Source organism: Sphingomonas sp. IBVSS2 (genome assembly GCF_002127225.1).
Taxonomy (GTDB): Bacteria; Pseudomonadota; Alphaproteobacteria; order Sphingomonadales; family Sphingomonadaceae; genus Sphingomonas.
On the sequence record NZ_NFUR01000001.1, the window covers coordinates 505,808 to 525,114 of the forward strand.

The 19,307-nt window shown below is 68.6% G+C and carries 19 protein-coding genes; 11 read left to right on the forward strand and 8 right to left on the reverse strand.

Translation table 11 applies throughout. From position 1 onward, the window contains the following. Window positions 1-287 precede the first annotated feature (287 nt). The gene (locus CAP40_RS02370; protein ID WP_086127741.1) at window positions 288-1,187 is read left to right on the forward strand and encodes a LysR substrate-binding domain-containing protein; all 900 of its coding nucleotides are present in this window, start codon (window positions 288-290) and stop codon (window positions 1,185-1,187) included. A gap of 45 nt (window positions 1,188-1,232) precedes the next feature. Here the strand turns inward: CAP40_RS02370 and CAP40_RS02375 are convergent, their stop codons facing one another. Further along, a complete protein-coding gene (locus CAP40_RS02375; RefSeq protein WP_373384847.1) occupies window positions 1,233-1,664 on the reverse strand; it encodes a peptidylprolyl isomerase in 432 nt (143 codons plus the stop codon). Window positions 1,665-1,799: 135 nt separating this feature from the next. On the opposite strand from CAP40_RS02375, the gene mgtE reads away from it, so the two are divergent. Then, entirely contained in the window at window positions 1,800-3,203 is a 1,404-nt protein-coding gene (gene mgtE, locus CAP40_RS02380; protein ID WP_086127743.1) for a magnesium transporter, read from the forward strand. A gap of 31 nt (window positions 3,204-3,234) precedes the next feature. After that, window positions 3,235-3,648, forward strand: coding sequence for a DUF1489 family protein (locus tag CAP40_RS02385; RefSeq protein ID WP_179187854.1), 414 nt, complete (start codon window positions 3,235-3,237; stop codon window positions 3,646-3,648). A gap of 19 nt (window positions 3,649-3,667) precedes the next feature. On the opposite strand, the gene msrA is transcribed toward CAP40_RS02385, so the two are convergent. Genes msrA through pabB form a run of 3 tightly spaced genes read right to left on the reverse strand, consistent with a single transcriptional unit; the run spans window position 3,668 to window position 7,355 of the window. Further along, window positions 3,668-4,336, reverse strand: coding sequence for a peptide-methionine (S)-S-oxide reductase MsrA (gene msrA, locus CAP40_RS02390; RefSeq protein ID WP_086128411.1), 669 nt, complete (start codon window positions 4,334-4,336; stop codon window positions 3,668-3,670). 26 nt (window positions 4,337-4,362) lie between these two features. Then, a complete protein-coding gene (locus tag CAP40_RS02395; RefSeq protein WP_086127744.1) occupies window positions 4,363-5,562 on the reverse strand; it encodes a pyridoxal phosphate-dependent aminotransferase in 1,200 nt (399 codons plus the stop codon). 35 nt (window positions 5,563-5,597) lie between these two features. Further along, window positions 5,598-7,355: an aminodeoxychorismate synthase component I gene (gene pabB / locus CAP40_RS02400; protein ID WP_086127745.1), complete on the reverse strand. Its 1,758-nt coding sequence runs from the start codon at window positions 7,353-7,355 to the stop codon at window positions 5,598-5,600. An 80-nt stretch (window positions 7,356-7,435) separates the two neighbouring features. Here pabB and CAP40_RS02405 point away from each other — a divergent pair, with 80 nt between their 5' ends. After that, window positions 7,436-8,098 carry an MBL fold metallo-hydrolase gene (locus CAP40_RS02405; RefSeq protein ID WP_086127746.1) on the forward strand — a complete coding sequence of 221 codons (663 nt, stop codon included), beginning with the start codon at window positions 7,436-7,438 and terminating at the stop codon, window positions 8,096-8,098. On the opposite strand, the gene CAP40_RS02410 is transcribed toward CAP40_RS02405, so the two are convergent. Next, window positions 8,095-8,523, reverse strand: a complete 429-nt coding sequence (locus tag CAP40_RS02410; protein WP_086127747.1) for an MAPEG family protein — start codon at window positions 8,521-8,523, stop codon at window positions 8,095-8,097. The two genes, CAP40_RS02405 and CAP40_RS02410, sit on opposite strands and share 4 nt — an antisense overlap. A 187-nt stretch (window positions 8,524-8,710) precedes the next feature. Between CAP40_RS02410 and rpmF the strand changes: the two genes are divergently transcribed. The 5 genes from rpmF to CAP40_RS02435 all read left to right on the forward strand — a co-directional run bounded on the left by rpmF (window position 8,711) and on the right by CAP40_RS02435 (window position 11,735). Further along, on the forward strand, window positions 8,711-8,890 hold the full coding sequence (rpmF, locus tag CAP40_RS02415; protein WP_086127748.1) for a 50S ribosomal protein L32: 180 nt from the start codon (window positions 8,711-8,713) through the stop codon (window positions 8,888-8,890). 40 nt (window positions 8,891-8,930) lie between these two features. Next, entirely contained in the window at window positions 8,931-9,962 is a 1,032-nt protein-coding gene (gene plsX, locus CAP40_RS02420) for a phosphate acyltransferase PlsX (protein WP_086127749.1), read from the forward strand. 10 nt (window positions 9,963-9,972) lie between these two features. Continuing rightward, entirely contained in the window at window positions 9,973-10,944 is a 972-nt protein-coding gene (locus CAP40_RS02425; protein WP_086127750.1) for a beta-ketoacyl-ACP synthase III, read from the forward strand. Window positions 10,945-11,058: 114 nt separating this feature from the next. After that, the gene (locus CAP40_RS02430; protein ID WP_086127751.1) at window positions 11,059-11,358 is read left to right on the forward strand and encodes an integration host factor subunit alpha; all 300 of its coding nucleotides are present in this window, start codon (window positions 11,059-11,061) and stop codon (window positions 11,356-11,358) included. Between the two features lie 11 nt (window positions 11,359-11,369). Continuing rightward, window positions 11,370-11,735 carry a MerR family transcriptional regulator gene (locus CAP40_RS02435; RefSeq protein WP_086127752.1) on the forward strand — a complete coding sequence of 122 codons (366 nt, stop codon included), beginning with the start codon at window positions 11,370-11,372 and terminating at the stop codon, window positions 11,733-11,735. Window positions 11,736-11,917: 182 nt separating this feature from the next. On the opposite strand, the gene CAP40_RS02440 is transcribed toward CAP40_RS02435, so the two are convergent. Then, window positions 11,918-12,451 carry a histidine phosphatase family protein gene (locus CAP40_RS02440; RefSeq protein ID WP_086127753.1) on the reverse strand — a complete coding sequence of 178 codons (534 nt, stop codon included), beginning with the start codon at window positions 12,449-12,451 and terminating at the stop codon, window positions 11,918-11,920. A gap of 11 nt (window positions 12,452-12,462) precedes the next feature. Next, window positions 12,463-15,162: an ATP-dependent DNA helicase gene (locus CAP40_RS02445; protein ID WP_086127754.1), complete on the reverse strand. Its 2,700-nt coding sequence runs from the start codon at window positions 15,160-15,162 to the stop codon at window positions 12,463-12,465. Window positions 15,163-15,464: 302 nt separating this feature from the next. Between CAP40_RS02445 and CAP40_RS02450 the strand changes: the two genes are divergently transcribed. Both CAP40_RS02450 and CAP40_RS02455 read left to right on the forward strand, forming a co-directional pair. Further along, entirely contained in the window at window positions 15,465-16,145 is a 681-nt protein-coding gene (locus tag CAP40_RS02450) for a hypothetical protein (protein ID WP_086127755.1), read from the forward strand. Window positions 16,146-16,234: 89 nt separating this feature from the next. Beyond that, entirely contained in the window at window positions 16,235-17,812 is a 1,578-nt protein-coding gene (locus tag CAP40_RS02455; protein ID WP_086127756.1) for a lysine--tRNA ligase, read from the forward strand. A gap of 4 nt (window positions 17,813-17,816) precedes the next feature. On the opposite strand, the gene CAP40_RS02460 is transcribed toward CAP40_RS02455, so the two are convergent. Further along, window positions 17,817-19,289: a DUF389 domain-containing protein gene (locus CAP40_RS02460; protein WP_256923978.1), complete on the reverse strand. Its 1,473-nt coding sequence runs from the start codon at window positions 19,287-19,289 to the stop codon at window positions 17,817-17,819. Between the last annotated feature and the right edge of the window lie 18 nt (window positions 19,290-19,307).

Genomic DNA, 19,307 nt, shown 5'->3' on the forward strand with positions numbered 1-19,307 from the left:
ATCGTTCTCCCCAGGCGTGTGAGACGCGGAACGTGGGGGATCGATTGCACAAAAAAAAGGCCGATCACGAGGACCGGCCGGGAAAGTTTTAGGAGAGGATGCCTGAAAGGCAGGTGCTTTGTGCAGTGCGGTCGGTTTTTGTGCAAGTGCGAAAAGAAACATTAACGCGTGCATGGCTTGCAATCGCGCGTGTGTACAACGATAGTCGCGTTCGAGTGACGGAAGCCATTGGCGGCGCGCGAATCGCACGCCAAGGATCGTGACGCAGCGCAACAAAAGAGAGCGAGATGCGACGACTACCCCCGCTTACGGCGATCGAAGCTTTCGTGCAGGTGGCGCGGCTCGGCTCGATCAAGGCCGCCGCGGAGGAGCTGGCGCTCTCCTCCCCGGCGCTGAGCCGTCGCGTCCAGGCGCTCGAGCGCTTCATCGGCAAGCCGCTGTTCGAGCGCCGCCATCAGGCGCTGCGCCTCAACGACGATGGCGAACGGCTGCTCGGCATGATCGCGCCGGCGCTCGACACCATGGCCGACGCGGTGGAGACGATGACCAGCGGCACCGAGCTGCTGCGCCTGCGCCTGGGCATCCTGCCGCTGTTCGCGACGCAGCGGCTGATGCCGCACATGGGCGACCTGAAGCGCGAGCATCCCGAACTGCATCTCGACGTCGATACCGGCGCGCACGCCGTGGCACGGCTCGGCGACGGGCTCGACGCGGCGATCGTGGTGGCGCGCGACATCGATCCGACGCTCTACGCCAAGCGGCTCGACCGGAACCGCGTCTATGTGATCGGCGCGCGCGCGCTGGTGGAGGGCCCCGATCCGATCACCCGGCCCGAGCAGCTTTCGAAGCTCACCGCGCTGGTGCACCGCGACATGGCGGACACGTTCACCGCCTGGCGCGCCGCGGCGGGGCTCTCGCACCTGGAGATCGAACCCGCGGCGATCGACCATTTCGATTCGGGCACGTTGATGCTCGAAGCGGCGGCGCAGGGGCTGGGCGTCGCCTTCATGCTCGAATCGCATTTCGAGGCGGCGCGCGACGACCGGCTCGTCCAGCTCTTCGACCTGACCGTGGACAGCGACTACAGCTACTGGTTCGTTTGCCGGCCGCGCGCGCTGACCACGCGGCCGGTCAAGCTGTTCCACGACTGGCTGATCGAAGTGCTCCACGCCGACCGGGTCGAGTAGGGCATCGCAATTCCCCTCCCTGGAAGGGAGGGGGATCGGAAGGCCTTACGCCTCGGTCCGCGCCTTGACGATCTTGCCCGGATTGCGCGGCGGCTCGCCCTTGGGAAGCGCGTCGACATGCTCCATGCCTTCGGTCACCACGCCCCAGACGGTGTACTGGCCGTCGAGGAAAGTGGCATCGTCGAGGCAAATGAAGAACTGCGAGTTGGCGCTGTTCGGGTCCATGGTGCGCGCCATCGAGCAGACGCCGCGGACATGCGGCTCGCGGCTGAACTCGGCCGGCAGGTTGGGCAGCTTCGAGCCGCTGGTGCCGGTGCCGGTGGGGTCGCCGCCCTGGGCCATGAAGCCGTCGATCACGCGGTGGAAGATCACCCCGTCATAGAAACCCTCATCGGCGAGAGTGGCGATGCGCTCGACATGCTGGGGGGCGAGATCGGGGCGCAGCTGGATGTGCACATCGCCGGTATCGAGGGTCATGACGAGCTTGGTGGGTTCGGACACGAATTGACTCCTGAGAAGGATTTGCGCCCTGCCTAGGCGGGCTTCCGGCGACTTGCAAATCGCGCCCGGCAATGGCAGCGGCGGATGGGGGCCGACAAGGGAGGTCGAACCTTGAGCGAGACCGAACTTCAAATGGATAGCAGCGCCCCCGAGCCCCAGCTCGACGAGGACGACCGGCTGCGCCCCGAGTTCGTCCATGCGGTGCTCGATGCCGTCCATGCCGGCGATTCCGCCCGTGCGCACGCGCTCGCCGAACCGCTCCATCCCGCCGACATCGCCGACCTGGTCGAGCTCGCCCCCACCGAGGAACGCGCGGCGCTCGTCGCCGCGATCGCCGACCTGATCGACGGCGACGTGCTCGCCGAGATGAACGACTGGGTGCGCGAGGCCCTGGTCGAATCGCTCACCGCCACCCAGGTGGCGGACATCGCCGCCGAACTCGATACCGACGACGCCGTCGCGATCATCGAGGACATGGATGTCGAGGACCAGCGCGAAGTGCTGCGCGCGCTCGACCCGGACGACCGCGCCGCGATCGAGGAAGCGCTCTCCTATCCCGAGGAGTCCGCCGGCCGCCTGATGCAGCGCGAGCTGATCGCGGTGCCCGAGCATTGGACCGTCGGCGACGTGCTCGACTATCTGCGCAAGAACGAGGACCTCACTACCGATTTCTGGGAGATCTTCGTGGTCGATCCGGCGCACAAGCCGGTCGGCACCTGCCAGCTCTCCTGGGTGCTGCGCACGCCGCGCGTCGTCTCGATGGGCGATGTGATGAAACGCGAGCAGACGCTGATCCCGGTCGACATGGACCAGGAGGAAGTGGCGCTGCGCTTCCAGAAATACGCGCTGATCTCGGCCGCGGTCACCGATCCCAGCGGGCGCCTGGTCGGCATGATCACGGTGGACGACGTGGTCCACATCATCTCCGAAGAGGCGGGCGAGGACATTCTCCGACTGTCGGGCGCCGGCGAAGGCGACATCAACGAACCGGTGGTCGACAGCTACAAGGGCCGGGTACGCTGGCTGCTCACCAACCTGCTGACCGCGCTGGTGGCGGCGACGATCATCAGCCTGTTCGAAGGCACGATCCAGAAGATGGTCGCGCTGGCCGCGCTGATGCCGATCGTCGCCGGCGTGGGCGGCAATGCCGGCACCCAGACCATGGCGGTGACGGTGCGCGCGCTGGCGACCAACCAGCTGACTCAGTCGAATACCCTGCGCGCGATCCGGCGCGAGATCTCGATCGCGGTCCTCAACGGCCTGACCGTCGCCTGCGTGATCGGCGCCGCGGTGGGGCTGTTCTTCCACCATGCTGCGCTGGGCGGCGTGATCGCGGCCGCCATGCTCACCAATATCGTGATCGCGGGACTGGCCGGCGTGATCGTGCCGCTCACGCTCGACCGGCTGAAGGCCGACCCCGCCGTCGCCAGCTCGATCTTCGTGACCATGACGACCGATTCGATGGGCTTCCTGGCCTTTCTGGGCCTCGCCACCGCCAGCGGCCTGGTCGGTTGATTGCGGCGCCCGCGCGCACCAGATTGATCGCGTGCCACTCCATCCGACCCCGCTCCATCTGACCAAGGTCGCCTTTGGCTGCGACTCCGTAGACTATCTCGCCCAGCGCCTCGCCGCGCGCGGCGGCACCTGGGGCCTCGCCACCCGCTATCTCCCCAAGCGCCACGAGGAGATCGGCGGGGAAGGCTCGCTTTTCTGGATCCTCAAGCACCAATTGGTCGGGCGCACGCCGATCGTCGGATTCGGCGAGGCCGAGGGCGGGCGCACCGCGATCCTGATGGAGCCGCGCCTGATCCTGGTCGCCGCCCGCCCCAAGCGCGCGCATCAGGGCTGGCGGTATCTCGAAGCGAAGGACGCGCCGCCCGATCTAGGCGAAGCGGGTGCGGGGCTCGACGCACTGCCGCCCGCGCTGATGGGCGAACTGGCCGGGCTGGGGCTGATCTGAGGCGAGCGCGGGACGGCGGCTAGTTCACCAGCAGCGGATAGGCGTTGCGGAACGCCGCGACCTTGGGCTTGTCCCAGCGCACGATATAGGGATGGGTGGGGTTCCGCCAGAAGAAGTCCTGGTGATAGGCCTCGGCCGGATAGAAGCTGCCGCTCTCCAGTCTGGTCACGATCGGACGGGGAAAGGCCTTTGCCCTGGTCAGCTGCTCGATATAGGCGGCCGCCACCCGGCGCTGCTCCTCGTCCTGCGGAAAGATCGCGGAGCGATAGGAGGGGCCGCGATCCGGGCCCTGGCGGTTCAACTGCGTCGGATCGTGCGCGACCGAGAAATAGATGCGCAGCAGCGTGCCGTAGCTGACCTTCCGCGGATCATAGGCGATCCGCACCGCTTCGGCATGGCCGGTCTTCTCGGTCGAGACCTGGGCATAGGTGGCGGTGCCGGCGGTGCCGCCCGCATAGCCCGACGTCACCGAATGCACGCCCTTCACCGACTGGAAGACGGCTTCCATCCCCCAGAAGCACCCGCCGGCGAGCACCGCGACCTGCTCGCCCTTGCTCGGCTTCACGTCGAGCGCGGGGACGGGCACCGGCACCGCGCGCTCGACCACCCCGGCGCCCGAAAGCGCGCCGGGCGCAAGGAACAGCGCGGCTCCGAGAAGCGCGGCAACGGAGAGCGACCATTTGAGCATGGCCGCAATGTCGGGCTTGTTCGCCCTCAGCGCAAGGCCGCGCAGGCTTCCTGGATTCGGCCGCACGCTTCGGTGAGCAAGGCCTCCGAAGTCGCATAGCTGATCCGCAGCGCCGGCGAGAAGCCGAACGCCCCGCCATGCACCGCGGCCACCCGCGCCTCGTCGAGCAGATAGCCGACCATTTCCTCGTCGGTGGCGATCACCTGGCCCTTGGGCGTGGTCTTGCCGATCAGCTGGCTGAACTCGGGATAGACGTAGAAGGCGCCTTCCGGACGCGGGCAATGCATGCCGTTGATCTGGTTGAGCATCGACACGACCAGATCGCGGCGGCCCTGGAAGGCGGCGACGCGATCCTTGAGGAAGCCCTGGTCGCCGTTCAGCGCCGCGACCGAAGCCGCCTGGCTGATGCTCGACGGGTTCGAGGTCGATTGCGACTGGAGCTTGCCCATCGCCTTGATCAGCCAGGCGGGCCCGCCCGCATAGCCGATGCGCCAGCCGGTCATCGCATAGGCCTTGGACACGCCATTGGCCGTCAGGGTGCGATCGTAGAGCGCCGGGCAAACCTGCGCGATCGTCGCGAATTCGAAGCCGTCGTACAGGATGTGCTCGTACATGTCGTCGGCATAGATCAGCACATGCGGGTGCCGCTCGAGCACTTCGCCCAGCGCCTTCAACTCGGCAGCGTTATAGGCGGCGCCGGTCGGGTTCGACGGCGAGTTGAGCACGACCCACTTGGTCTTCGCGGTGATCGCCGCCTCGAGCTGCGCGGGTTTGATCTTGTAGCCCTCGGCGGCCCCGGCGGCGATGAACACCGGCTTGCCGCCGGCGAACTCGACCACGTCGGGATAGCTGACCCAATAGGGCGCCGGGATCACGACCTCGTCGCCCGGGTCGATCGTCGCGCAAAAGGCGTTGAACAAGGTGTGCTTGCCGCCCGAATTCACGCTGATCTGGTTCTCGGCATAGGCGAGGCCGTTGTCGCGCGCATATTTGGCCGCGATCGCCTGCTTCAGCTCGGGCGTGCCGTCGACATTGGTGTATTTGGTCTTGCCGGCGCGGATCGCCTCGATCGCCGCTTCCTTGACGAAATCGGGCGTATCGAAATCGGGCTCGCCGGCGCCGAGGCCGATCACGTCGATTCCCTGGCGCTTCAGCTCGAACACCCGGCTCGTCATCGCGAGCGTGGCGGAGGGCTGGATGCGATTGAGCGCGGCCGAGGTCTGCATGAAAGGCGCCTTTTCCGATATGGGAGACGGCGCGCCTATAGGACCGGGCTCGCGGCCTCCGCAACCGTTACCGCTGAAACCAGTCCCCGCAGCGCATTGCCGACATAGAAGCCACCCGCCAGATCGGCCGGCGTGAGATCGCCTTCCACCGCGCGGCCGGTCTCGATAAGCTCGGCGCGCAGCACGCCGGGGAGCAGGCCGCGTGCGGCGGGCGGGGTGACGAGCATGCCGCCCCGCTCGACGAAGATCGACGTGAAACTGCCCTCGGTCAGATAGCCTTCCGCATCGGTGAACAGCACTTCCCAGGTGCCCGAATCGCGGCGTGCTTCGTCATGGAAAGCCCGGCGGCTGGTCTTGTGCGCCAGGCGGAAGTCGTCCGGCGCGACTTTCCGCGGGGCGATCGCGACCGGCACCGGGCCGGCCGGTGCCTCGGGCAGCGGCGCGATGCCGATGGCGATGGCGCCCGAGGGCGCGAGCAGCAGCCGCACGCGCGCGGGCGCGCGCAGACGGAAAGTGGCGGCCTGCAGTTCGTTGCGCGCCGCATGGCGATCGAACTCGAAGCCGAACGTCCTGGCGCTCGCCTTCATCCGCGCGAGATGCCGCTCGAGCAGCGGCAGGCCGGCCAGCGGATCGAAGCGCATCGTCTCGATCAGGTCGAACGGCACCTCGCCGGACGTGACGAACGCGCCCTTGGCCAGGCACTCGTCCCATTCCTCGGCAGCGTTCGAATCGGCAACCACGCCCGATCCTAACCCGAGCAGCGCGCGATCCGCACCCGTTTCGATCGTCAGCGTGCGGATCGCGACGTTGAACAGGGCGGAGCCGTCCGGCTCGATCGCGCCGATCGCGCCGGTATAGACGCCGCGGGCGTCCCGCTCGACCTCGGCGATCACTTCCATCGCGCGTAGCTTGGGCGCACCGGTGACGGAGCCGCAGGGGAAAAGGGCGGCAAGCGCGTCCACCGCGGTGACGCCCCGTGCCGGCTCGGCGGTGACGGTGGAGACCAGCTGGTGGACGGTCGGATAGCGCTCGATTGCGAACAATGCCGGCACGCGCACTGTCCCAGGCCGCGCGATGCGGGCGAGATCGTTGCGCATGAGGTCGACGATCATCAGATTCTCGGCGCGTTGCTTGGGATCTGCGGCGAGGTGCGCGGCGAGGGCATCGTCCTCGGCCGGCGTGGCGCCGCGGCGCGCGGTGCCCTTCATCGGCTTCACGGCGAGGCCGGTCCGGTCGAACGTGAAGAAAAGCTCGGGCGAGAAGGAGAGGATCCAGCGCGCGCCGGTGAAGATCAGCGCACCATAGCCCGCGCGCGCGCGCGACCGCAGCAGCGCGTAGAGCGCCGCGGGGTGCCCGGCAAAGGGCACCTGCGCGCGAAAGGTGAGGTTCGCCTGATAGATGTCGCCGGCTCTTATATAGTCGGCGACGCGGGCAAACTGCCCTTGATAGTCGGCGCGGGTGATGCCCGGGACCGGCGTGCCGGCCCAGGCGCCCGCCGGATCCGGGAGCAGCGCAGCAGGATCCACCTGCGCCCGCTCGGCGAATCTGCCGAACCACAGGCAGGGGGGCGGCATCTCTCGCGTCGCTGCCCGCGGCTCGAGGCCGGAGGCGGCTTCATAGCTCAGCACCCCGGCGACATGGCCCGCGCCATCGCGCAGCCCGTCCAGCGCATCCGCCACGTCGCCGGGCGCATCTGCACGGACGATTTCCCGCACGCCATGATAGAGGCGCGCGCCCGCGCCACCCGGGCGGGCATCGTCGAGCAGCACGAAGGGAGTATCGGGCAGGGTCATGCCGGCTCCCGCATGCAGCCCCGCGGCTGCCACGGCAAGCCCGTGTTGCCGCGGCAGGCGGCCGCGCCTATCTCCGCGCCATGTCGAATCCCCCGATGCGCGCCGCGGTGATCCCGGTCACTCCGCTTCAGCAGAACTGCACGCTCCTGTGGTGTACCGAAACGATGCGCGGCGCCTTTGTCGATCCGGGCGGCGACCTGGAGAAGCTGCGCGCCGCCGCGAAGCAACAGGCCGTGACCATCGAGAAGATCCTCGTGACGCATGGCCATATCGATCATTGCGGCGCCGCGGGCGAGTTCGCCAAGGAACTGGGCGTGCCGCTGGAGGGACCGCACGAAGCGGACCGGTTCTGGATCGCCCGGCTCGACGAGGACGGGCGCACCTACGGCATCCGCGGCACCGTGTTCGAGCCGGATCGCTGGTTGGCCAATGGCGACCAGGTGACCGTGGGGAAGCTGACCCTCGATGTCTATCACTGCCCCGGCCACACGCCGGGCCATGTCGTGTTCCACCATCCCGAATCGCAGTTCGCCTGTGTCGGCGACGTCCTGTTCCAGGGTTCGATCGGCCGCACCGACTTCCCGATGGGCAACCACCAGGACCTGATCGACGCGATCACCGGCCGGCTCTGGCCGCTCGGCGACGCGACGGTGTTCGTGCCGGGGCACGGGCCGCTCAGCAATTTCGGCCACGAACGGAAGACCAATCCGTTCGTCGCCAATTCGGTGCTGGCGAAGGCCTAGCCCTTCGGTCCGATCTTGAAGACCGTGGCGGGCGCCGCACGGTACTGGCTGCCGAGATAGATGCCATAGGCGGCGAGGCCGAGCATCGTCAGCATGGTGAGCGCGATGCCGATGCGGCGGCCCAGGCCCCAGCCGTCCATGCCGAAGGCGTGGAGGACGCGGCCGAGGATCAGCGCCGCGCCGACGCCCCACAGCCAGATGCTGGTCCCCGCCGCCAGTTCGACCAGCGCGAGCAGGACGAGGATCAGCGGCACATATTCGGCGAAGTTCAGTTGCGCGCGCATGCGGCGGACCAGCCGATCGTCGCCGCCATCGCCGATGAAGATTTTCTCGGACATGCGGAGCCTGCCGATTCGCAGGCCCAGCCAGAAATTGACCACGGCGGCGGCGCCGGCGGTGCAGAGCGTCACGGGAAGAATGAGCATATAGAAGAGTCCCCTCCAGAGGCTTCCTCCTACACTCCCTTGCTTCCCCTGCAAGAATCGCTATACGCGCGCACTCGCTTTCGTGACCGTCCGCTGGTCCGGCGAGCGCCGGATCTTCCGTCGCTTGCCCGCTGGGCCATGCGGGCGTATCGCGATTTTGACTTTGGTTTCGTTAGAAGGTGCCGAAATGGCCGTTCCCAAGAGAAAGACTACGCCGTCGCGGCGTGGCATGCGTCGCGCTCACGACGCTCTGACGCCCCAGGCGTTCCAGGAGTGCCCGAACTGTGGCGAGCTGAAGCGTCCGCACGTGCTGTGCGGTTCGTGCGGCCACTATAACGGCCGCGAGATCGTTTCGGCCGAAGACTGATCGGCAACGATTGGGCCGAATCGCGCGGGGGCATGCGGGTATGACGAATTCCTCTCGAATCGCCGTCGATGCGATGGGCGGTGACGAGGGAATTGCGGTCATGCTCGCCGGTGTCGCCCGCGCGCGCCGCCGGTTCGAAGGCATGGAGTTCATCCTCGTCGGAGACGAGGCGCAGATCCGCGAGGGTCTGAAGAACCACCCGAACCTGACGGCCGCCTCCGAAATCGTCCATGCACCGGACGTCGTCGCCTCGGAAGAGAAGCCGAGCGCGGCGATTCGGCGTGCCAAGACCACGTCGATGGGGATCGCCATCGACCTGGTGAAGAAGGGGCAGGCCGGCGCGGCCGTCTCCTCGGGCAATACCGGCGCGCTGATGGCGATGGCCAAGCTGTCGCTGCGGACCATGCCCGGAATCGATCGCCCCGCGCTCGCGGCGCTGATGCCGACGCTGGGCGAGAACGACACGGTGATGCTCGATCTCGGCGCCAACACCGAGGTCGATGCGCGCAACCTCGTCCAGTTCGCGGTGATGGGCGCCGCTTATGCGCGCACCGCGCTCGACCTGGAGAATCCCCGCGTCGCGCTGCTCAACATCGGCACCGAAGAAATGAAGGGCACCGACTCGATCCGCGAAGCCGCGGCCGAGCTGCGCGCCGCCGAGCATCTGCGCCTCGATTTCCGCGGCTTCATCGAGGGCAACAAGCTCTCGCGCGGCGATGTCGACGTGATCGTGTGCGACGGCTTCTCGGGCAATATCGCGTTGAAGACGGTGGAGGGTACCGCACGGTTCGTGGCGGACCTGCTCAAGCGCGCCTTCTCCAGCTCGACTCGCTCGAAGATCGGCTTCCTGATCTCCAGGCCGGCGACCGAGCTGCTGCGCACGCATCTCGATCCCAACAACCATAATGGCGCCGTCTTCCTCGGCCTCAACGGCATCGTCGTGAAGAGCCATGGCAGCGCCAACGAACTCGGCGTCGACACCGCGATCGGCTTCGCGGCCAAGATGCTGCGCGACGATCTCAATCGCCGCATCGCCGAGGACCTCGGGAACTTCGAAGCAAAGGCGGCGTAGACACCTCAAGATGACCCTGCGTTCCGTCATCATCGGCACTGGTTCCGCCCTGCCGCCCCGCCGCGTTTCCAACGCCGAACTCGCCCAGGAAGTGGACACGAGCGACGAGTGGATCGTCGAGCGCACGGGCATCCGCTTCCGGCACATCGCGGGGCCCGACGAGACCACCGGCACGCTGGCGGCCGAGGCGAGCAAGGCCGCGCTGGCCAATGCCGGCATCGCCGCCGCGGATATCGACCTGATCGTGCTCGCCACCGCGACGCCCGACCAGACCTTCCCGGCGACCGCCACCAAGGTGCAGGCCGCGCTCGGCATCCAGGACTGCGTGGCGTTCGACGTCGCCGCGGTCTGCTCGGGCTTCCTCTACGCCGTGCAGGTCGCCGATTCGATGCTGCGCGCGGGCGTCCACAAGCGGGCGCTGGTGATCGGCGCCGAAACGTTCAGCCGTATCCTCGACTGGGAGGACCGCGCGACCTGCGTGCTGTTCGGCGACGGTGCCGGCGCGATCGTGCTCGAGGCACAGGATCCGGCCGATGCCGGCGAGCGCGGGATCCTCTCGACCAGATTGCACGCGGACGGCCGCTACAACGAGCTGCTCTATGTCGATGGCGGCCCCTCCACCACCCAGACCGTCGGCAAGCTGCGCATGAAGGGCCGCGAGGTGTTCCGCCACGCCGTGGTCAACCTCGCCTCGGTGATGCAGGAATCGCTCGCCGCCGCCGGGCTCCAGCCCGGCGACGTCGACTGGGTGGTGCCGCACCAGGCCAATGCCCGCATCCTCGACGCGACGGCCCGCAAGCTCGACCTTCCGGCCGAGAAGGTGATCGTCACCGTCGACCAGCATGCCAACACCTCCGCCGCTTCGGTGCCGCTCGCGCTGGACACCGCGGTGCGCGACGGCCGCATCCGCCGGGGAGACCTGCTGGTGCTGGAGGCGATGGGCGGCGGCTTCACCTGGGGCGCCGCAGTGGTGCGTTTCTGATAGCTGCGAAAAAACGAAGATAATCGTTCCGGAGCCTCAATGTTCCCGTTTGCTGTGTCGAAACAATCTGATACGACCGACTCGACACAGTAGAACGCAAGGGGGAGTTGCCGCATGATGGCTGCGGGCACGCTGACCAGGGCCGATCTTGCCGAATCGCTGCATCGCGAGGTGGGTCTTTCGCGCGCCGACGCCGCGCGGCTGGTCGAGCAGATCCTGAGCCATATGTGCGAGGCGCTGGCCAAGGGCGAGAACGTGAAGATCTCCGGCTTCGGCAGCTTCATCCTGCGCGACAAGGGCGAGCGCGTGGGCCGCAATCCCAAGACCGGCGTCGAGGTGCCGATCGCGCCCCGCCGGGTGCTGACTTTCCGAGCAAGCCAGATGATGCGCGACCGCATCGTCTCGGCCGGCTGAGGGAAGCCGGAATGCCGGGGGCCGAGAAGGCTGCTGGCGCGCTGAGGACGATAGGGGAGCTTGCCCAGGAGATCGGGCGCCCCCAGCACATCCTGAGATATTGGGAAACCCGCTTCCCCCAGCTGCGCCCCCTCACCCGGGCGGGCAATCGGCGCTATTATCGCGCCGAGGACGTGGCGCTGGTGCGGCGGATCCACGACCTGCTCTCCAACCATGGCTACACCATCCGCGGCGTGCAGAAGCTGCTCGCGGCCGAGAAGGGCAGCCGCGCCGCGCGCGCGGCGGCGGGAACCAGCCCGGGCGTGGGCGGCGGAGACAAGCGGGGCCTGAAGACCGTCCGCGATTCGCTCGCCCGGGCGCTGGACGAGGACAGCTGAGCGCTGCACCCGGCGCCCCCAAGCTTCAGCTGAATCCCCCGGAGCGAAGGAGCCGTGCCGGTTCCATCCGCACCGATCTATTTGCGGAGGGCAGGCGAAACGGGTCCGCACTTTCGCGGGGATGATGGTTCAGAATATGGGGCCCCACCCGGAAGCCTCCGAACCACCATGCCGATGGCGGCCTATTTGTAGTCCGGCCCCAGCGTGGGATCGAGGTCACGGGGACGCGTGAAGCGTACCAGTTCGCCCTTGCCCGGCTTCACATCGGCCCAATGCGCCACATCGAAGCGCATCTCCGCCAGGCTCGCCGTGGGAAACTTCATCGCAACCGAAGCGCGCAGCGCATTCGCGCCCGCCAGCAGCAGCACCAGCTCTTCCAGTCCGGGATTATGCCCCGAGAACAGCACCCGGCCGGCCCCATCGGGCAGCTCGTGCACCAGATCGAGCAGCGTGGCGGCCGAAGCAAGGTAGAGCCGCTGGTCCCAATGCGGCGCCAGCTCGCAACCATAGCCGGTGGCGACCTGGGCCAGCGTCTCGACCACGCGCACAGCGGGCGAAGCGAGGACGTGATCGAACTCCAGCCCCTCGGCCTTGAGGTGCCGCCCCATCATCGCGGCGGCGCGCTGTCCCTTGGGATTGAGCGGCCGATCGAAATCGCGCGCGACCGGATCGTCCCATCCCGACTTGGCGTGGCGCAGCAGCGTGAGCGTCTTCATGGAATCCCCGGTCAGGCGTTCGCGGGGGCCTCTTGCCCCAGCTTGGCGGCCAAGGAAAGCCGCACGCGTTCGACTGCCTGATCAAGCGTGACGCGCGTCACCCGCGTGCCTGCCGGAAAGGCGTCGAGCAGGCGCGAGGGGCTGGCGGCGGAGAGCAGCACGAAGGTGCCGCGATCGTCGGCGCGGCGAATCAGCCGACCGAATGCCTGGGCGAGTCGCGCCCGGACGAGCCGGTCGTCATAGGCGGTGCCGCCCCCGGCCAGCCGCCGCGCGGCATGGAGCACGGTCGGCTTGGGCCAGGGAATGCCCTCCATCACCACCAGCCGCAGCGAATCGCCCGGCACGTCCACCCCGTCCCGCAGCGCATCGGTGCCGAGCAGCGAGGCGCGCGGATCGTCGCGGAAGATGTCGACGAGCGTACCGGTGTCGATCGGATCGACATGCTGGGCAAGCAGCGGCAGCCCCTCGCGCGCCAGCCGGTCGGCGATTCGCGCATGGACGGCACGCAGCCGCCGGATCGCCGTGAACAGCCCCAGCGTGCCACCCTCGGCCGCGAGTGCCAGCCGGGCATAGGCATTGGCCAGCGCGGGCATGTCGCCGCGCTTCACGTCGGTGACGATCAGCACCTCGGCCTGCTCGGCATAGTTGAACGGGCTCGCCGCCTCGAAACGCTGGGCGGGGCGCATGAGATGGACGGCGCCCGACCGTGCCTCCGCCACCTCCCAGTCGCCGCCGGCACGCAGGGTCGCCGACGTGACCAGCGCGCCATGCGCCTGCTTGAGCACCGTCTCGGCAAAGGGCTTGGAAGGATCGAGCCAATGGCGATGGAGCCCGACATCATATTCGCGCCCCTCGACTCGATCGACCGCGAGCCAATCGACGAAGGCCGGATCGGCCGGGCCGCCGATCCGCGCGATCAGCGCTAGCCAGGCGCCCACCGTATCGGCGCGCCAGCCGAGCGAGGCGACGGCGCCTTCGATCCGGGCACGGGCCGGGCCGTCCATCCAGTCGGGCGCCTCGGTCAGCACCGCTTCGAGCCGGCGGCCGAGATGGACGAGCGGGCGGAGCAGCGCGTCGAGCGCCTCGCCGGCGGGGCCGGCCGCCTCGACCAGGGCGGCATCGGGCTCGGCCAGCTCGGTCTCCAGCCCATAGCCGGCTTCGGCGGCGCCATTGACGTCGCGGGCATAGACCAGCCCGCGCACCGCGGCGAGGAGATGCTCGACCGGGCCGAAGGGCTCGCCTTCGTTCAGGCGCTGGAGCCAGCCGTCGCTCGGCAGCGCACGGGCGGCATCCACGGCTTCGGCGATCGCCCGGCCGCCCTCCTCGTCATAGCTGGCGACGTCCGAGAGGCGCGCCGCCAAGCCCCGGCGGCGGCCCCTCGAACCCGATTCGGGACCCGTCACCCAGCGACGGATCTCGATCGCTTCCTGCCCGGTGAGCGCGGCGGCGAACATCGCATCGGCCGCATCGAACAGGTGATGCCCCTCGTCGAACACATAGCGGGTGGGGCGATTCGCCGTCTCTCGGCCGCGCGCCGCATTGACCATCACCAGCGCATGGTTGGCGATGACGATATCCGCATCCGCCGAGGCGCGGGCGGCACGTTCGATGAAGCATTTCCGATAATGCGGGCAGCCGGCATAGATGCACTCGCCGCGCCGATCGGTGAGCGCCGTCGAGCCGTTGCGGCGGAACAGGGTGGGGAGCCAGCCGGGCAGGTCGCCGCCGATCATGTCGCCATCCGCGGTATAGGCGGCCCAGCGCGCCACCAGCTGCGCCAGGATCGCCGCCCGGCCAGCAAATCCGCCTTGCAGCGCGTCCTCCAGGTTGAGCAGGCAGGCATAGTTCTCGCGCCCCTTGCGCGTGACGATCTTCCTCCTGCGCAGCTCGGGATCGGGGACGAGCCGCTCGCCCTCATGGCCGAGCTGGCGTTGCAGCGCCTTGGTGAAGGTCGACACCCACACTGCGCCCCCCGCCTGCTCGGCCCAGAGCGAGGCGGGCGCGAGATAGCCAAGCGTCTTGCCGATGCCGGTGCCCGCCTCGGCCAGGACCAGATTGGGCGATTCGCGCATGTCGCGCGGGGCGAAGGCACCCGCCGCGGCGGCGGCATAGTCGCGCTGGCCCTGGCGGCGCTCGGCGGCGCTGCCGGTGAGGCGGGCAAGGCGCTCGGCGACATCCGCATCGCTCAGCGTCACGATGCGCGGCGGCACGCGCGGAGGCTGCTCGTTCCATTCGGGCAGCCTCGAGAAGAGCCAGCGCTCGGCACGCTCGGGCTTGGCGATCGCCTGGGAGACGATGGGCGCCCAGGGCCAGCGCAGGCGGAACAGCGACTGCGCCGCATGCCATGCGCCCTCGCGCTCGGGCCAGTCCCCCTCGGCGATCGCGAGCAGGGCCTGGGCCGCCCGGCGCAGGAACGGCGCGACCTCCGCATCGCTCGCAGGCGCTTCGAGCCCGGTGGCGCGGGCGAGCCCCTTGGGCGTCGGCACCATGAAGCGGGCGGGACGGAGAAAGGCGAACAGCTCGAGCAGGTCGAGGCCGGAAAGCTCCGCATAGCCGAGCCGCTGCCCGACCAGCGGCGCATTGAGCAGGACCACCGGCGTGTCCGCCGCGAGCCGGATCGCCTCGCCCCGGCTCATGGCACGGCATTCGCCCTCGGGCGTGGCGAGCCAGACGCCGCCATGGCTGGCGTGGAGGGCGGGATAGGGCAGCATGTACGCCTTTCGTTCCCTTCCTCCTAGCGCCAGCCGGGGCGCAAAGTGAAGGGCCTTGCCCGGAAACATTTCACCTTGCGGTGCCGTCCCGGCCGGCAGCGCCCCGGCGGCATGTCTTCGGAGCTTCTCGGCCGGGCGCATCGATCGGCTGCGAATTATCGCGCGATCAGTTCCATATGGGACTGAGTCCGGCCGCCGACGTTCGCCTAATGCTCCGGCGAGTCGCACCCGCCCAAGGCCCCGCGCCGGGCGGCCCCAGAAAAGAAAAGATCCGTACATCCTTTCCCACGGGGAGAATTCTCATGTCCGATACCCTTCCGCCCTTTCCCGGCATCGACAGCACCGACTGGTCGCCGCCGGCCCAGACCGATCCGATCGAGATGGTGCGCATCACCAAGCCACTCGTCATCTATGCCGATGCCGACAACGCCAACTACCAGGACAATGTGTGGGACGAGCCGCGCGATTCGGGCTGGCCGCGCCTGAACAACTGGTGGGACAACAGCGCCCCGCAGCCGCACCAGCTGGTGCTGCGCAAATTCTGGAAGCTGGTGCCCGGCACCTTCACCCATCTCTATCCGGGCACGCACCTGCAGAAGAGCTGGGCCTATGAGCATGGCATCTCGACCACCGACAGCGAATCGCTCACCGTGCAGATGGGCTTCTCCGGCGGCGGCGTCAGCGCGGGGGTGAGCGCCACGCTCTCGCATTCGGTGACGATCAACGACAAGCAGACCTCCACCATCCAGTTCAACGTCGATCCGCCCGCCTCGGGCACGCGCGTCTGGCTGCTCTGGGACCTGATGTACGAATTCATGATCGTGAAGTCGGGCACCAACGAGGTCATCCCGACGGGCCGCTATCATGGCGACGTCGATTTCAACAATGACGACCATTATTCGGGCGCCTATCTCGACTATCGCTGGACCCACCTCACCGTGTCGTCGGGCATATTGTGCCCGCAGGACAAGGTGTTCCCCTGATCCCGGCGCCGGCCTCCCGCGCGGTGCGGGAGGCCGGATTCGCCGCGGCGCTGGCCCCGCGCGCCCGTCTCCGCTAGAGGCGCGCGGTTATGACCGATACGAACGCACTGCGCGCCGCCGCGCTCGACTCCAAGGCCTGGCCCTATGAAGAGGCGCGCAAGCTGGTGAAACGCTATCCGGAGGGCAAGCCCGACGGATCGCCGATGCTGTTCGAGACCGGCTACGGCCCGTCGGGCCTGCCGCATATCGGCACCTTCCAGGAAGTGCTGCGCACCACCATGGTGCGCCACGCCTATGAAGAAATGACCGGGCTGGCGACGCGGCTCGTCACGTTCAGCGACGACATGGACGGCCTCCGCAAGGTGCCGGACAATGTGCCGAACCAGGCGCTGCTTGCCGCCAATCTCGGCAAGCCGCTGTCGCGCGTCCCCGATCCCTTCGAGAAATATGAAAGCTTCGCCGCGCACAACAATGCGATGCTGCGCGAGTTCCTCGATCGCTTCGGCTTCGAATATGAGTTCGCCTCCTCGACCGACTATTACGCGAGCGGTCGCTTCGACGAGAAGCTGCGCGCGGTGCTGCGCAACTATTCCGCGATCATGGACGTGATGCTGCCGACGCTGCGCGCCGAGCGCCAGGCGACCTATTCGCCCGTGCTGCCGGTGAGCCCGAAGTCGGGCGTGGTGCTGCAGGTGCCGGTCGAGGTGGTGGATGCCGAGGCGGGCCTCATCCGCTTCACCGACGAAGGCGAGACGATCGAGCAGTCGATCTTCGGCGGCCAGGCCAAGCTCCAGTGGAAGCCCGACTGGGGCATGCGCTGGGCGGCGCTCGGCGTCGATTACGAGATGTACGGCAAGGACCTGATCGACAGCGGCGTGCAGAGCGGCAGGATCGCCCAGGTGCTGGGCGGCAAGCGGCCCGAGGGGTTGATCTACGAGCTGTTCCTCGACGCCAAGGGCGAGAAGATCTCCAAGACCAAGGGCAACGGCCTGTCGATCGAGGAATGGCTGACCTATGGCCCGGACGAGAGCCTAGCCTTCTACATCTATCGCGAGCCGAAAAAGGCCAAGTCGCTGCATCTGGGGCTGATCCCGCGCGCGATCGAGGAATATTGGCAGTTCCGCGCCAATTATCCGGCGCAGGAGATCGCTCAGCAGCTCGGTAACCCGGTGCACCACATCCACAATGGCCAGGTGCCGGCCGAGACGCTGCCGGTGACCTTCGGGCTGCTGCTCAACCTGGTCAGCCTGCCGGGCGTGGGCAATCGCGAGACGATCTGGGGATTCCTGCGCCGCTATTCGCCCGATCTCTCGCCCGAGAGCCATCCCGAACTCGACCGGATGGTGGGCTATGCCATCCGCTATGCCCGCGACTTCGTCGAGCCGACGCTGCGGCGCCGCGCGCCGACCGCGGCGGAGGCGCAGGCCCTGCGCCAGCTCGACGCACAGCTCGCGGCGCTGCCGGAGGATGCCTCGGCCGAGGATATCCAGAACATCGTCTACGAGATCGGCAAGACCGATGCGTTCGCCAGCCTGCGCGACTGGTTCAAGGCGCTCTACGAGACCTTGCTGGGCAGCGAGCAGGGGCCGCGCATGGGCAGCTTCATCGCGCTCTACGGGATCGAGAACAGCCGCACGCTGATCGCCGAGGCACTGGCTCGGCCCTGAGCGCTCAGGGTGCCGGCGCCTGCCAGGTAAGCGCCGGCTGCGCGCCGTTGCCCGGCAGGCGGGCGGCGGCGACTCCGGCGGCCTCCAGCCGCGCGACCACCAGGTCGGCCTGCCGGCCCGACACGCCGATCGGCAGATGCAGGCGCCGCGCGGCCCAGATCGCGGTGTCGAGCGCGGCAAGACCTTCCGCATCGGGCGCCTCGCCCTCGAAGCTGACCGGGGGCAGCGGCGCGGCGGGCGGCAGCAGCGTCACCTGCCAGTCCGGCACCGTCGCCGCGACACGCTGCTCGAGCGCGCGATAGCTGGCGAGCGACGCGCCGGGCAGCGGGGCGGCGCGAACCTCGGCGCGGCGGGCGGCACCGTCGAGCAGGACGGCATTCCCGTCGCCCGCCACCAGCGCCAGCCGGTCGCGCAGCAGATCCGCCTCGGACCGCTCGCGCTCGCGCGACTGGGCTGCCGCGATCTGCGCCGATTCGCTCGCGCCGCTCTCGCCGCCGACGCGGACCTGGTCGACATGCACGTCCACCGCATGGCCGAGCGCCGCCCGGATCGCCGCACCGGCCCGGGCATCGCCATCGGCGTGCAGCACCGGGGTGAAGACCACCGCGCGGATCCGCTCGGGCCGCCCCTCGAAATCGATGTCGAGCTGGCTGATCCGCGCCTCGCGCGGGAAGCTGGCGCGGATCGCCTCGCGCACCTGGCGCTGGGCCACCGATTCCCAGGCGATCTGCCGCAGCGCGATGGCCAGCGGCACCGCCAGCGCCACCAGCCCGGCGATGATCAGCAAGCCCTGCAGCCGGGTCTGGGAGGGCGAGAGATGCCCGCCGAACCCGTAGAGCCGGGCCATGACCGCCGCAGTGAGCGCGATGGTGACGAGGTTGGTCAGGAACAGCAGCAGCGCACCGCTGGCCACGGTGCCGTTCAGCGTCGCGACGCCGAAGCCCACCACCGCGAGCGGCGGCATCAGCGCAATGGCGATCGCCACGCCCACCACCGTCTCGCCGCGCCCGCGGATCAGCGCATAGCCGCCCGCCACCGCCGAGAGCAGGGCGACGAGCAGGTCGAACAGATTGGGCTTGGTCCGCGCCGCGATCTCGCTCGTCACCGTCTGGACCGGCGAGAGCGCGACGAAGCCGGCGCACAGCACCACCGCGATCGCCGCGCCGGCCGCCAGGGCGAAGGCGGCGCGGCGGATCTCGGCCAGATCGAAAGTGGCGATGCCGAAGCCGAGGCCGATGATCGGCATCATCAGCGGCGAGATCAGCATCGCGCCGATCAGCACGGCGGAGGACGGCAGCAACAGCCCGAGGATCGCGATCAGCCCCGAAACGACGACGAGAAAGGCATAGCGCCCGCTGAATCCGGAATCGGCATGCACCCGCGCGAGCACCGCGCCATGCTCGACCGAGCCGACCACCACGCGGCGCCACCAGCGCCAGGGCATGACGTGCGCATGCGAAGGGGAGGGCCGGTCCATCCCCAGAGGCTACGGGCT

What these genes read in the sequence shown, in the direction of transcription:
- CAP40_RS02370 (WP_086127741.1), top strand. Translation starts at nt 288, where the DNA reads ATGCGACGACTACCCCCGCTTACGGCGATCGAAGCTTTCGTGCAGGTG.
- CAP40_RS02435 (WP_086127752.1), top strand. Translation starts at nt 11,370, where the DNA reads ATGCCGGGGGCCGAGAAGGCTGCTGGCGCGCTGAGGACGATAGGGGAG.
- CAP40_RS02460 (WP_256923978.1), bottom strand. Translation starts at nt 19,289, where the DNA reads ATGGACCGGCCCTCCCCTTCGCATGCGCACGTCATGCCCTGGCGCTGG.
- plsX (WP_086127749.1), top strand. Translation starts at nt 8,931, where the DNA reads ATGACGAATTCCTCTCGAATCGCCGTCGATGCGATGGGCGGTGACGAG.
- CAP40_RS02450 (WP_086127755.1), top strand. Translation starts at nt 15,465, where the DNA reads ATGTCCGATACCCTTCCGCCCTTTCCCGGCATCGACAGCACCGACTGG.
- CAP40_RS02375 (WP_373384847.1), bottom strand. Translation starts at nt 1,664, where the DNA reads ATGACCCTCGATACCGGCGATGTGCACATCCAGCTGCGCCCCGATCTC.
- pabB (WP_086127745.1), bottom strand. Translation starts at nt 7,355, where the DNA reads ATGACCCTGCCCGATACTCCCTTCGTGCTGCTCGACGATGCCCGCCCG.
- CAP40_RS02425 (WP_086127750.1), top strand. Translation starts at nt 9,973, where the DNA reads ATGACCCTGCGTTCCGTCATCATCGGCACTGGTTCCGCCCTGCCGCCC.
- CAP40_RS02395 (WP_086127744.1), bottom strand. Translation starts at nt 5,562, where the DNA reads ATGCAGACCTCGGCCGCGCTCAATCGCATCCAGCCCTCCGCCACGCTC.
- CAP40_RS02440 (WP_086127753.1), bottom strand. Translation starts at nt 12,451, where the DNA reads ATGAAGACGCTCACGCTGCTGCGCCACGCCAAGTCGGGATGGGACGAT.
- rpmF (WP_086127748.1), top strand. Translation starts at nt 8,711, where the DNA reads ATGGCCGTTCCCAAGAGAAAGACTACGCCGTCGCGGCGTGGCATGCGT.
- CAP40_RS02455 (WP_086127756.1), top strand. Translation starts at nt 16,235, where the DNA reads ATGACCGATACGAACGCACTGCGCGCCGCCGCGCTCGACTCCAAGGCC.
- CAP40_RS02410 (WP_086127747.1), bottom strand. Translation starts at nt 8,523, where the DNA reads ATGCTCATTCTTCCCGTGACGCTCTGCACCGCCGGCGCCGCCGCCGTG.
- CAP40_RS02405 (WP_086127746.1), top strand. Translation starts at nt 7,436, where the DNA reads ATGTCGAATCCCCCGATGCGCGCCGCGGTGATCCCGGTCACTCCGCTT.
- msrA (WP_086128411.1), bottom strand. Translation starts at nt 4,336, where the DNA reads ATGCTCAAATGGTCGCTCTCCGTTGCCGCGCTTCTCGGAGCCGCGCTG.
- CAP40_RS02445 (WP_086127754.1), bottom strand. Translation starts at nt 15,162, where the DNA reads ATGCTGCCCTATCCCGCCCTCCACGCCAGCCATGGCGGCGTCTGGCTC.
- CAP40_RS02430 (WP_086127751.1), top strand. Translation starts at nt 11,059, where the DNA reads ATGATGGCTGCGGGCACGCTGACCAGGGCCGATCTTGCCGAATCGCTG.